The sequence below is a fragment of the Flavobacterium sp. KH_001 genome (assembly GCF_057840745.1).
Genome location: NZ_CM174520.1, coordinates 4,031,935 through 4,045,570, shown reverse-complemented (window position 1 = coordinate 4,045,570; position 13,636 = coordinate 4,031,935). Strand labels below are relative to the sequence as shown.

General features: G+C 35.8%; 9 protein-coding genes. 8 read left to right on the top strand and 1 reads right to left on the bottom strand.

Annotated elements, in window-relative coordinates; translation table 11 throughout:
• Nucleotides 1–315 precede the first annotated feature (315 nt).
• The 8 genes from AC3ITQ_RS17450 (at nucleotide 316) to AC3ITQ_RS17415 (ending at nucleotide 12,670) form a co-directional block, all read left to right on the top strand.
• Nucleotides 316–2,469: a glycoside hydrolase family 3 N-terminal domain-containing protein gene (locus AC3ITQ_RS17450; RefSeq protein WP_489235411.1), complete on the top strand. Its 2,154-nt coding sequence runs from the start codon at nucleotides 316–318 to the stop codon at nucleotides 2,467–2,469.
• Between the two features lie 193 nt (nucleotides 2,470–2,662).
• Nucleotides 2,663–4,921: a GH92 family glycosyl hydrolase gene (locus tag AC3ITQ_RS17445; protein WP_489235410.1), complete on the top strand. Its 2,259-nt coding sequence runs from the start codon at nucleotides 2,663–2,665 to the stop codon at nucleotides 4,919–4,921.
• 30 nt (nucleotides 4,922–4,951) lie between these two features.
• On the top strand, nucleotides 4,952–5,857 hold the full coding sequence (locus AC3ITQ_RS17440; RefSeq protein WP_489235409.1) for a metallophosphoesterase family protein: 906 nt from the start codon (nucleotides 4,952–4,954) through the stop codon (nucleotides 5,855–5,857).
• A gap of 108 nt (nucleotides 5,858–5,965) precedes the next feature.
• Nucleotides 5,966–7,279, top strand: coding sequence for an L-fucose:H+ symporter permease (fucP, locus tag AC3ITQ_RS17435; protein WP_489235408.1), 1,314 nt, complete (start codon nucleotides 5,966–5,968; stop codon nucleotides 7,277–7,279).
• 52 nt (nucleotides 7,280–7,331) lie between these two features.
• On the top strand, nucleotides 7,332–8,951 hold the full coding sequence (locus AC3ITQ_RS17430; protein ID WP_489235407.1) for a UxaA family hydrolase: 1,620 nt from the start codon (nucleotides 7,332–7,334) through the stop codon (nucleotides 8,949–8,951).
• Between the two features lie 24 nt (nucleotides 8,952–8,975).
• Nucleotides 8,976–9,740 carry an SDR family NAD(P)-dependent oxidoreductase gene (locus AC3ITQ_RS17425; protein WP_489235406.1) on the top strand — a complete coding sequence of 255 codons (765 nt, stop codon included), beginning with the start codon at nucleotides 8,976–8,978 and terminating at the stop codon, nucleotides 9,738–9,740.
• Nucleotides 9,741–9,933: 193 nt separating this feature from the next.
• Complete coding sequence (locus AC3ITQ_RS17420) at nucleotides 9,934–10,788, top strand: fumarylacetoacetate hydrolase family protein (RefSeq protein ID WP_489235405.1); 855 nt, start codon at nucleotides 9,934–9,936, stop codon at nucleotides 10,786–10,788.
• A 250-nt stretch (nucleotides 10,789–11,038) separates the two neighbouring features.
• Complete coding sequence (locus tag AC3ITQ_RS17415; RefSeq protein ID WP_489235404.1) at nucleotides 11,039–12,670, top strand: beta-N-acetylhexosaminidase; 1,632 nt, start codon at nucleotides 11,039–11,041, stop codon at nucleotides 12,668–12,670.
• Nucleotides 12,671–12,779: 109 nt separating this feature from the next.
• On the opposite strand, the gene AC3ITQ_RS17410 is transcribed toward AC3ITQ_RS17415, so the two are convergent.
• Nucleotides 12,780–13,628 (bottom strand): outer membrane beta-barrel protein, encoded by an 849-nt coding sequence (locus AC3ITQ_RS17410; RefSeq protein WP_489235403.1) that lies wholly within the window; start codon nucleotides 13,626–13,628, stop codon nucleotides 12,780–12,782.
• Between the last annotated feature and the right edge of the window lie 8 nt (nucleotides 13,629–13,636).

The window sequence follows — 13,636 nt, the reverse complement described above, 5'->3', positions numbered from 1 at the left end:
TAGGAGAATATCTGAATAAAAAATTGTAATAAAGTGGATTGGTTAATGCTAAAAAAGGGATATTTCTTATGAAGTATCTCTTTTTTTTCTTTAGTAGAAGGGCAAATAATAATTAAATAAAGATAATATCGACCTAATATATAAACAGAAGTAATTATATCTTTAAATTTCTAAAAATAATACAAATTTGGCAGCAAATAGGCAAGAATGATTTTTGACCTGTGAGAAAAACGCTTGTATTTGATCAGCCTTATTTTTTTAATTTTAATGTAATTAAATATGAAAATGAATTGTTTAAGAAGCTACAAGTTTATAATGATTTTTTGTTTTTCTGTTGGAATAATGCAGGGCCAGCAAAAAACGGTTGCTTATAAAAATCAGAATTTACCCGTCGACAAAAGAGTTGAAGATTTACTGAAACAATTGACTACGGAGGAGAAAATTTCGTTGTTAGGATTTGAAAGCAAAGCAGTAAAAAGATTAGATATTCCGCAATACAATTGGTGGAACGAATCTTTACACGGCGTAGCGAGAGCAGGAAAAGCAACTGTTTTTCCACAAGCAATTGGAATGGCGGCTTCATTTAATGATGAGTTGTTGAATGAAGTGGCAAACGCAATTTCTACCGAAGCAAGAGCGAAGAATAATATGGCTGTAGCCAAAGACCGTCGTTTGCAATATATGGGACTGAATTTTTGGTCACCAAACATAAATATTTTTAGGGATCCACGTTGGGGAAGAGGACAGGAAACCTATGGTGAAGATCCTTTTCTTACCGGAAAAATGGGAACAGCTTACATCAAAGGATTGCAGGGAACAGATCCAAAATACATGAAAACAGCGGCATGTGCTAAACATTTTGCTGTACATAGCGGACCAGAGAAAACCAGACATTCTATTGATGTAATTGTAGATGAAAAAGATTTAAGAGAAACCTATTTGTACGCTTTTAAAAAGCTTGTTGATGCTAAAGTTGAAACCGTAATGTGTGCTTATAATAGAGTCAATTCTGAACCTTGCTGCACCGGAAAAACATTACTTCAGGATATTCTACGAAAAGAATGGAAATTCGGAGGACATGTAGTAACCGATTGCTGGGCATTGCAGGATATTTACGAAGGCCATAAAACATTACCAAACAGTGTAGTTGTTGCTGCGGAAGCCATAAAAAGAGGTGTAAATATGGATTGTAGCGGATTGTTACAAAAAGATGCTATCAATGCCTTAAACCAGAAATTGATTACTACCAAAGATATTGACAATGCGTTGGCTCCAACCTTGCGCACACAGTTCAAATTAGGGTTTTATGACAAACCGGAAGATAATCCGTATCGAAAATATGGTATTGACAGTATAGCAAATTCTTACCACAGAAATCTTAGCCGAAAAATGGCCGAGCAAAGTATGGTTTTGTTGAAAAATGGAGAAGTAGGTGAGAAGAAAACAAAGTTACTGCCTCTGAAAAAAGAGAATTACAAATCGCTGATGGTAGTAGGGCCAAATGCAGGTTCTTTGGATGCTTTGTTAGGGAATTATCACGGAATTACAGATAAAGCTGTAAATTTTGTTGAAGGAATTGCCGGCGCAGTTGATCCTGACACTCGTATAGAATACGATATGGGTTGTGATTTTACGGATACAACCAATTTTGGTGGAGTTTGGGCAGCTTCTATGGCTGATGCAACGATTGCCGTAATTGGTTTTACACCGGTTTATGAAGGCGAAGAAGGGGATGCTTTTTTGGCTGACGGAAAAGGGGATAGAAAAAATATGGATTTGCCAGCTTCGCATATTGCCTATATTAAAGCACTGCGAAAAGGAACTAAAACTCCTCTTATAGCGGTAATCACCGGAGGAAGTGCTGTTGATATTTCAGCAATTGAACCTTATGTTGACGCGATTGTTTTTGCCTGGTATCCGGGAGAACAGGGTGGAACAGCTTTGGCAAATCTTCTTTTCGGAAAAGTATCTCCATCAGGACATTTACCAATTAGTTTTTATAACTCTTTTAGTGATTTACCTGATTATAACAGCTATGCAATGGCCGGCAGAACCTATCGTTATTTCGATAAAGAAGTACAATATCCTTTTGGTTTCGGATTAAGCTATACCACTTTTGGGTACAATTGGGTTCAGAAACCAGAAAACACGAAAACGTCTTCTGATAAAATTTCAATGCAAATAAAAATTGAAAATACTGGAGATTATGATGCTGATGAAGTAGCTCAGGTTTACATTCAATATCCAGATTTAGAAAGAATGCCATTAAAAGAATTAAAGGCTTTTAAAAGGGTATCAATTGCTAAAGGGGATTCTAAAACAATTACGTTGGAAATTCCATTGTCAGAACTTCAAAAGTGGGATGATGCCAAAAAACAATTTAAGATTTACGAAGGACAATACAAAGTGAAAATCGGTTCAAATTCGAGAGATGTGATGTTGGAGACGGGTTTTGAGATTGGGAAATAGAGAATAGAATATAGAGAATAGAATATAGAATATAGAGAATAGAGAATAGAGAATAGAGAATAGAGAATAGAAAATAGAGAATAGAAAATAGAGTATAGAAAATAGAGAATAGAAGAAAGAAGAAAGAAGAAAGAAGCAAGAGGCAAGAGGCAAGATTTTTATCGCTTTGCTCTTTATATAATAACAGAAGAAAATGAATAGAAAATTTAAATCAGCATTTTTTGCAATTTTAGGGGTTTGTACGCTGCAATTGCACAGTCAGGTTTCTAAGCAAAATTTGACACAATATGTAGATCCTTTTATTGGGACTGGATTTCACGGACATGTTTTTATGGGGGCGAATGTTCCTTTTGGGGCGGTTCAGTTGGGACCGGTTAATATTTCACAAGGTTGGGATTGGTGTTCGGGTTATCATTATTCTGATCCAACTATCATTGGATTTTCTCATACACATTTAAGTGGAACCGGAATTGGGGATCTTGGTGATTTTCTTTTTATGCCTGCAGTTGGTAAAATCAACCTTAAGAAAGGGACTGCCAAAGACATGGAAAACGGATATATCCCCGGTTTTGACCATAAGGATGAAGTGGCTAAGCCAGGTTATTATTCGGTTATTTTGAAGAAAAACGGAATCAAAGCTGAAATGACAGCTTCTGAAAGAGTGGGTTTTCAAAAATATACTTTTCCAGCTTCAGATAAATCACATATCATTTTAGATTTGGTAGAAGGAATTGGGTGGGATAAAGCGGTTGATACGTACATCCGTGTAAAAAATGATACTTTGATTGAAGGCTATCGTTTTTCAAAAGGTTGGGCAAACGACCAACGCATTTATTTTGCAGCAATTTTGTCAAAACCAGCGAAAAAAATCCAATTGTACAACAGTACAAAAGAGATGATTAACAAAGTGGTTTTGGGTGACAGTGCCAAAGCAGTACTTCAATTTTCAACTTCAAAAGATGAAGTGATAAAAATTAAAGTTGGAATCTCGGCAGTGAGTACGGAGAATGCTTTAATGAACATTAAAAAAGAAATTTCAGGTTGGGACTTTGAAAAAACAGCAGCTCAGGCTGATGAAAAATGGAACAAAGAGCTGAATAAAATTTCGGTAAAATCTAACGATGTTGCCAAACTGAAAACGTTCTACACCGCTTTATATCACACGATGATTGCCCCGTCTACTTACAATGACAGTAACGGCGATTATTACGGCTCAGACAAACAGGTTCATAAGGCTGCAGGATTTACAAATTTGACGACTTTTTCTTTGTGGGATACATACAGAGGAGCAAACCCTTTGTTTACTTTAACACAGACGGAAAAAGTTTCGGATATAATCAATTCAATGTTGGCAATTTATCAGGAAACAGGTCATCTTCCCGTTTGGCATTTGATGGGGAATGAAACCTATTGTATGCCCGGGAACAGTGCCATTCAGATTGTTGTTGACGCGTACTTAAAAGGTATAAAAGGTATTAACGCTGAGTTAGCTTTTGAAGCAGTGAAAGCTACGGCAATGCAGGACGATCGCGGATTGAACTTCGTTAAAAAAATCGGCTACATTCCGGCAGATAGTCTAAGAGAATCTGTAGCGATCGGAATGGAATATGCTATTTCTGATGGCGCAATTGCCATGATGGCTAAAAAAATGGGCAAAACCGAAGATTACAATTATTTCTTCAACCGCTCAAAAGCCTATAAAAAATATTACGATGCCTCGACCACTTTTGTACGAGGAAAAGTAAGCGATACACAATGGAGAACGCCTTTTGATCCTTTTAAATCGGCACACATGAAAGATGATTTTGCTGAAGGAAATGCATGGCAATACACTTGGTTAGTACCTCACGATGTTGAAGGACTGATCGCCATGTTGGGAGGAGAAAAACCTTTTACAAAAAAACTGGATAATTTGTTTGTTGTTAAAGGCGACATGGGTGCTGAAGCGTCAAGTGATATCACGGGTTTGATTGGGCAATATGCACACGGAAACGAGCCAAGTCATCATATTACCTATTTATACAATTTCGTTGGACAACCTTGGAAAACAGCGGAGAAAGTACGCTATATAGTTGATAATTTATACAGCGATAAACCTGACGGATTATGCGGAAACGAAGATGTCGGACAAATGTCAGCCTGGTATGTTTGGAGTACTTTGGGAATGTATTCTGTTAATCCTTTCAATGGGATTTATGTTATCGGCAGTCCAAGCATGGATGAGTCGGTATTGAATTTATCTGATGGAAAAAGTTTTACGATAAAAGCTTTAAACAACAGTCCAAAAAACATCTATATTCAAAAAGCAACTTTAAACGGAAAACCGTATACAAAAAGTTATCTGCTTCATTCGGACATCATGAAGGGGGGAGAGCTGATTTTTACAATGGGAGAAAAACCTTCTAAAACCTGGGGTGTTTCGCTAAAAGACAGACCTTATTCTGCAGAATAATTTTTCTAACCAAAAAACCAGAACTAGAAAATGAAAAGAAGAGAATTATTAAAATATATTGGTTTAACAGCAGGGACAGTTGCATTGAGCGGTTCTGCATCGATACTTTCGGCTGCTGAAAAAAGCCCTAAATCTAAAAGAGTGTTGCGAATTGCGCATATCACAGATGTACATATCCGCCCGGAAGAAAATGCACCGGAGCGATTTGTACAATGTTTGGAGGAAATAAAGAAACACAAAGTTGATTTTTTCCTGAATGGAGGAGATTCTATCTATGCTGCAGATTATGATAATATTACGAGAGAGAGGGTAAACGAATTATGGAAAGTTTGGAGCGAAACTACTAAAGAAATTAATGATTTTGAAATGCACAGCTGTCTTGGAAATCATGATATGTGGTGGGTGGCTCCGAATAAACAAGATTCGATGTATGGAAAAGACCATGTCGTGAAGCAACTAGGAATTCCTAATCGGTACTATAGTTTTGATAAAAAAGGATGGCATTTTATAATTTTAGATAGTAATAATGGCGGTGGTTCTTTAGACGAAGAACAACGTTTATGGTTAGAAAAAGACCTGCAAACCATTGCTGTTGGTACACCGGTTGTGTGTATGAGTCATTATCCTATTCTTGCTGTATGCACCCATGTTGATGGAGGAAACCATACCGATTCAAAATACATCAGCGATCTTTTCTATAAACATAAAGACAAAAAAATCACTTGTATTAGCGGACATATTCATTTACTGGATGAAGCGGTTTACAATAATGTACACTATTACTGTAATGGTGCTTTGAGTGGTTTCTGGTGGGAGCCAGGTGATAAAGATTCAGCCGGAAAGAGTTTTTATAAGCAAACGCCACCGGGATATGCTATAATCGATCTGTTTGAAGACGGATCAGTTAAAAATCAATACTTTCCGCATTCTTTCTAAATATTAGTATTTATTTACTTTTTTCGAAAAAAGATAATTACTAATTAAACAAGGGTAATATTGAATTAATTAATATACTTCAGGTATTATATTTTTATATTCCTAAAAATGTATGAATTTAATAAAAAATATATGGCATTAATAACGCAGACAGATATTAAAACGGATGTTAGTTCTAATGAAAATAAGAAATGGCTTTTTCCTTTTATATTGGTAACCAGCTTGTTCTTTTTCTGGGGATTTGTACATAACTTAGATCCGATACTTATTCCGCATCTAAGAAAAGCATTTAATCTTACAGACTTAGAATCTTCTTTAATCGATTCTTCGGTTTTCATCGCCTATTTTGTTATGGCTCTGCCAGCAGGTTATATCATGAGAAAATACGGTTATAAATCGGGTATCATGATAGGATTAGTACTGTTTGGTATTGGTTCCATTTTGTTTGTTCCTGCTGCCAATTCATTACAATATATCTATTTTCTGGGAGCTCTGTTTGTAATCGCTTGCGGACTTACGTTTTTGGAAACAGCAGCGAATCCTTATGTAACCATTTTAGGACCATCTGAAACAGCAACCAAAAGATTAAATTTTTCGCAATCGTTTAATGGATTGGCTGCTTTTATTGCGCCGGCTTACATTGGACCAATGATTCTATCGGGGAAAAATTTAACTAAGATTGAATTAGATGCAATGTCGCCTGCAGCATTACACGCTCATATTTTAGAAGAAGCGGCAAGTGTAAAAATGCCTTATTTAATATTAGGACTGATTATTTTATCAGTAGCGGTAGTTTTTTATTTTACCAATATGCCCGATGTAAAAGACGAAGATAAAGAAGGAGTTGAGGGAGCTAGTTTTGCGGGAGCCTTAAAATCAATGCGTTTACGATGGGGAATTTTAGCGCAATTCTTTTATGTTGGAGCACAGGTTTGTGTGGGAAGTTTTTTCATCAAAATGGCTACCACTTCGGCTGGTTTAAATGAAGATATCGCTGCCAAGTATTTAGGTTTTTATGGTCTGGCATTTATGTTAGGTCGCTTCGCCGGAACATTCTTCATGCAATACATACAACCAAGAAAATTATTGATCATTTATTCGATCATCACAATACTATTATCAGTTGTAGCAATAATCGGAACAGGAATGTTAGTAGTTTATACTTTAATCGCAATTGCCTTTTTTATGAGTATCATGTTCCCTACGATTTTTTCAATGGGAATTGACGGACTCGGACACAATACAAAAATAGGATCTTCATTGATCGTAATGTCAATAGTTGGAGGAGCTTTACTTCCTCCGGTTTTAGGATATATTTCAGATGTTACAGGAAGTATTCAGAATGGGTATATAGTGCCGCTGATCTGTTTTTCAGTAATACTATTGTTCGCCTTTAATGGACATAAAACAAATAAAGCATAAATTCTATTTATATAATATGTTAGAAAACGGAGTTAAAAGATTAGTAGTAAAAATGCACCCTCAAGATAATGTATTGGTGGCATTAACTGATCTGGGAAAAGGAGAAAGTGTTGCTTTTGAGAATGAAACGTACAATCTGCAGGACACTATTAAGGCAAAACATAAATTTTATACTTCCGATTTAAAAGCGGGAGCTGAGATCATTATGTATGGTGTTTTGGTTGGAAAAGTGCAAAATGATGTTGCAAAAGGCAGTCTAATGACAACAGATAATCTTAAACATGCTGCTGAACCATATCAGTATCGTGACGTTGATTTTGAATGGCAGGCACCAGATGTTTCAAAGTATAAAGACAGGACTTTTAAAGGATATAAAAGAAATGATGGCCGTTATGGAACTGCTAATTACTGGTTATTTGTTCCAACGGTATTTTGTGAAAACAGAAATCTGGATGTAATACGTGAAGCCTTGCATAATGAGTTAGGCTATTCAGTAAGTGATAAGTACACGCAGTATACGCACCATTTACTTGAAGCTTATAAAAAAGGAGAAAGTCTGGATGCGATCGATGTTCAATTAGCTCCGGATCATAATGAGCATAAGGTTTTCAAAAACGTAGACGGAATTAAATTCTTAAACCATCAGGGAGGTTGTGGTGGTACGCGTCAGGATGCTTCGACATTGAGCGCTTTACTGGCTTCGTATGCCAATCATCCCAATGTCGCGGGAATAACAGTTTTGAGTTTAGGCTGTCAACACTTGCAAGTACAGGATTTTACAAATGATGTAAAAAAGCAAAATCCTTCTTTTGATAAACCAATCTTTATTTTTGAGCAACAACAGTCAAAAAGTGAAGAACAATTGATTGCGGATGCTATTAAAAAGACCTTTGAAGGATTAATTGAAATAAACAAACAAGAAAGAGTTCCGGCTCCATTAAGCGAATTATGTTTAGGTGTTAAATGTGGAGGAAGTGATGGTTTTAGCGGCGTTTCTGCTAATCCGGCTGTGGGTTATACTTCCGATTTATTAGTAGCTTTGGGTGGTAAAGTACTATTAGCTGAATTTCCTGAATTGTGTGGAGTAGAACAGAACTTAATTGATCGTTGTATATCAGAACCAGTAGCTAAAAAATTCATTGATTTAATGCAGTCTTACGATGCATTGGCACATAAAGTAGGTTCAGGATTTCATATGAATCCATCCCCGGGAAATATTAAAGACGGGTTAATAACCGATGCGATAAAAAGTGCAGGAGCAGCTAAAAAAGGAGGGACAGCACCAGTCGTTGATGTATTAGATTATACAGAACAAGCAACCAAAGCAGGTTTAAGTTTGGTTTGTACACCAGGAAATGATGTAGAAGCTACAACTGGTAAAGCGGCGTCAGGAGCAACCTTAATTTTGTTTACTACAGGATTAGGAACTCCAACAGGTAATCCGGTTTGTCCTGTTATTAAAGTGGCTACAAATTCTATTCTGGCCCAAAAAATGAGCGATATTATTGATATCGATTGTGGTCCGATTATTAGCGGAGAAAAGTCTATTGAAGAAATGGGAGAAGATATTTTGGAGTATTGTATTAAAGCGGCAAGTGGTGAAATTATTCCAAAAGCAGTTTTATTAAATCAGGATGATTTTATTCCGTGGAAACGAGGAGTTTCTCTATAATTATAAAATTTAAAATAAAAACACATGTTTTCATTACAAAATAAAAAAGCGGTTGTTACTGGTGGTGGTAGCGGAATAGGGAAGGCCATTTCGGTTTTATTTGCAAAACAAGGAGCTGAAGTTCATATTATTGAATTAACAGAAGAAAGTGCTAAAACGGCTGTTGAAGAAATACAGGCAATTGGCGGAAAAGTATTTTCACATGCCTGTAATGTTGCAAGCCAGGAAGAAGTTTTAGCAACATTCGAAAGAATTGGGAATATTAATATTTTGATCAATAACGCCGGAATCGCGCATGTTGGAAAAGTAGATACTACTGCGGCAGCTGATTTTGATCGTGTTATGGATGTGAATGTAAAAGGAGTTTACAACTGTTTGTTTGCAGCGATTCCACAATTAAGACTTTCAAATGGTGGTGTTATTGTAAATATGGCCTCAATTGCGGCATGGGTTGGTATTCCGGACAGGTTTGCGTATTCTACTGCAAAAGGAGCTGTCATGGCAATGACTCTATCTGTTGCAAAAGATTATATAAAAGAAAATATTCGTTGTAATTCTATTTCACCTGCAAGGGTTCACACGCCTTTTGTAGATGGTTTTATTTCGAAAAATTACGCTGGTAAAGAAGAAGAAATGTTCGAAAAATTATCTCAGTCACAACCAATAGGAAGAATGGGAAAACCAGACGAAATCGCGGCATTAGCATTATATTTATGCAGCGACGAAGCAGGATTTATCACAGGTAGTGATTACCCTATCGACGGAGGATTTATCAAGTTAAATAACTAGAAAAAGGGACTAAGGTTCTGAGGGACTAAGATTCTAAGGTTTTTTTGGACTTAGAACCTCAGAACTTTACTTCCTTAGAACCTTAAAAAAAGAAAAATAAATAATTTAAAAGAGGTACTAAGGTACCAAGATGCTGAGAAAAAACCTTAGCACCTCAGAACCTTAGCACCTCAGTACCTTAAAAAGAAAAAAAATGAAATTAATACGTTTTGGAGAAATAGGAAAAGAAAAACCAGGAGTTTTAATTGGTGAAAAAAGATATGATGTTTCGTCACTTGTAACAGATTTTAACGAAAGTTTTTTTGAAGAAAATGGCTTAGACAAATTACAAAAAGCATTAGAGAGTAATCCGGCTTTGCCAGAAGTTGATGATAGTGTACGTTTAGGTTCTCCGGTGGCGAGACCTTCAAAAATAATCTGTATTGGATTAAATTATGTTGACCATTGTTTAGAAACCAATGCGCCAATTCCGGCAGAACCAATTATCTTTTTTAAATCAACAACGTCTTTATGCGGACCAAATGACAATCTGATTATTCCGAAGAACAGTGAAAAAACAGACTGGGAAGTGGAACTGGCGTTTGTTGTGGGTAAAAAAGCAAGTTATGTAGAAGAAGCAGAAGCTTTGGATTATGTTGCAGGATATGCTTTATTGAACGATTACAGCGAAAGAGCGTTTCAAATCGAACGTGGCGGACAATGGGCTAAAGGAAAAGGAAGTGATACATTTGCACCTCTTGGACCATTTTTGGCTACAAAGGATGAAGTAAAAGATGTTGATAATTTATCAATGTGGCTGACTGTAAACGGTAAGAAATTCCAAGACAGTAACACGTTAAATTTAGTTTTCAAAATTCCATTTTTGGTACATTATTTAAGTCAGTTTATGACCTTGCTTCCTGGTGATATCATTAGTACAGGAACGCCTCCGGGAGTTGGTTTGGGAATAAAGCCGGAACCAATTTATCTTAAAGCAGGTGATGTTGTAGAATTAGGAATTGAAGGTTTGGGTACTAGTAAACAAACTGCGATAGCCTATACAAAATAGATTAATGTAACCCGTTGGGTGAAATTAATTGTATCACATAGAAACATAGGTTTTTAAACTTTCAAAAAAGGCATTTCACTTGTTTAAAATGCGTAAAGCTAATTTTGTACAAGAAATGGATTTCGTTTTATTTTTAGTCAAAAATCTATGTTTCAATTTATTAAGTAAATTTATTGTAAATTGTACTCAAGGTGTTATCGTACACACGACGTTTTTTTAGTTTTAATAATAATTTAATTAAATAATAAACATGGTTAAGTCATTTTTCTTTTCGCTTCTTTTATGCACGACATTGTCGTTTGCGCAGGAAGTAAATATTATTCCGCAGCCTGTAAAAGTGGTGAGGAATACCGGAAATTTTGTGATTACTTCACAAACAAGTTTGGTTGTTACTAATAAAGAAGATAATGCTACGGCTGCTTTTCTGAATGGTTATTTATCTAATTATTACGGTTTTGTATTGCCTATTGCAAAAAAAGCAAATACAAATTACATCAAATTAACAAGTCAGAATAATAGTAAAGGACTTAAAAGTGAAGGTTATACTTTTAAATCAGATAAAAATGGTGTTGAAATTAACGGGAATGCTGCAATAGGAACTTTCTACGGAATGCAAACCCTTATTCAATTACTGCCTGTTGAAAAAAGCAAAAGCCTTGCAATTGCGGCTGTTGATGTGCAGGATGAGCCTCGTTTTGAATACAGAGGAGCAATGTTGGACGTTGGACGTCACTTTTTTCCGGTTGCCTTTGTAAAAAAATATATTGATTATCTGGCGTTGCACAAAATGAATTATTTTCATTGGCATCTAACGGAAGATCAGGGATGGAGAATCGAAATCAAAAAATATCCTAAACTTACAGAAATAGGCTCTAAGAGAAACGGTAGTATTCTTGGAAGTTATCCTGGTAAAGGAAGTGACAATACTCCAGAAGGCGGTTTTTATACGCAGGAAGAAGTAAAAGATATTGTAAAATATGCTTCAGACCGATTTATTACGGTAATTCCGGAAATTGAAATGCCGGGGCATGGTAGTGCTGCAATTGCGGCCTATCCGGAGTTAAGCTGTTTCCCTAATGAGAAAACGCAACTTCCTGATAATATGATTTCAGCTAAAAGCAAGCAGGAAATGGCAAATGGAAGAAATAAAATTGTTCAGGAAACCTGGGGAGTTCATTCTGATGTTTATGTTCCAAGTGAATATACCTTTAAGTTTTTGCAGGATGTTATTGATGAAGTAATAGTTTTATTTCCTTCTAAATACATTCACGTTGGGGGTGATGAAGCTCCTAAAGATGCCTGGAAAAAAAGTGAATTTTGTCAGCAGTTGATAAAAGAAAAAGGATTGAAGGATGAGCACGGTCTTCAGAGTTACTTTATTCAGCGTATGGAAAAATACATCAATGGAAAGGGAAGAACTTTAATTGGCTGGGATGAAATATTAGAAGGTGGTCTTGCTCCAAATGCTATAGTAATGAGCTGGAGAGGCGAGGAAGGCGGAATTGCAGCTGCAAAAGAAAATCATAAAGTTATTATGACCCCGGGAAGCCATGTTTATCTAGATCATTCGCAAACCAAAAATGAAAAAGAAGTTACTATTGGCGGTTATTTACCAATAGAAACAGTTTACGCTTATGAGCCAATTCCGAAAGAATTAAACGAACAACAGGCAAAATACGTTTTAGGAGCACAGGGAAATGTATGGACAGAATATATGGCCAATCCGGCTAAAGTAGAATATATGATATTCCCTCGATTGAGCGCTCTAAGTGAAGTATTGTGGTCTCCAAAAGAGAGTAAAAACTGGACTGAATTTCAAACAAAACTTGAAACGATGAAAAAGCGATATACTATTTGGGGAGCTAATTATTTTAAAGAGTAAAGAGTAACGAGTAAGTAGAAAAACAAAAAAAAACGAGGAACTTAGTTCCTCGTTTTTTTTTGTTTTTTATCTAAAAGTAATTAAAGATGCTACAACGCTTGTTTTTAAATTAACGCAAAGCATATCTTAATTTGATACCATAAGAAATCAATATCACATCAGTAACTTTTGATGAATCAAGAATAGAATTATATCCTAACTGTACCGGAAGTTCGGGATTATATTGAATCAGATTTTTGCTTTCATTTTTGTCATAGATATTGTTTAATCCATAATCTAAATAAAGACCAATATAAAGAGAACTTCTTGATCCGATCTTTTGCTTTAGACCTGTTTCAAAAGTAGCAGAATAGGATACATCAGTATCCAGATCTTGTTTACTTGTTTTGATATTATCTGTACTTGCGAAACCAGCAAATGCAGGAGCAAATAATTCAACATTATACTGCGGATAGTAGCCGCTTGTAGTTAGATTTTCAATTTTTGTTTCGTATTTTCCATTTGCTGCAAATCCAATTTTAAATCCACCGGCAAGATATAATTGTGATGTTCCCGGAGTTTCATATTGAATACCAATTGGAATATTGATATATCCTAAGTTTTGTTCTTCTCTTAAATTGGTAGCTTTATATCGAAACTGAAAAGATTCATTCTCAGCATCTGTAGTCATATATTGTCCTGAGAGAAACGAGGATTTAAAATCAGATCTGTACGTCTGATATTCTACACCTACACCAATACTGACAGTTTCATTTAGGTAGTAAGAATAACGAAATCCTGCACTAAAACCATTACCAGCAACTACTTGAGCTTCTGGTAAATAATCCAAATACGAAAAGGGCCCGCCTAGAGATATCGATATTTCTTGTTTTTTATCCTGACCATAACTATCGAGGCATATAATTAAAAGTGCCGCTGCAGCCAATGATTTTATAGAGTTGCTTATATTTTTTTTCATCTTAAAGT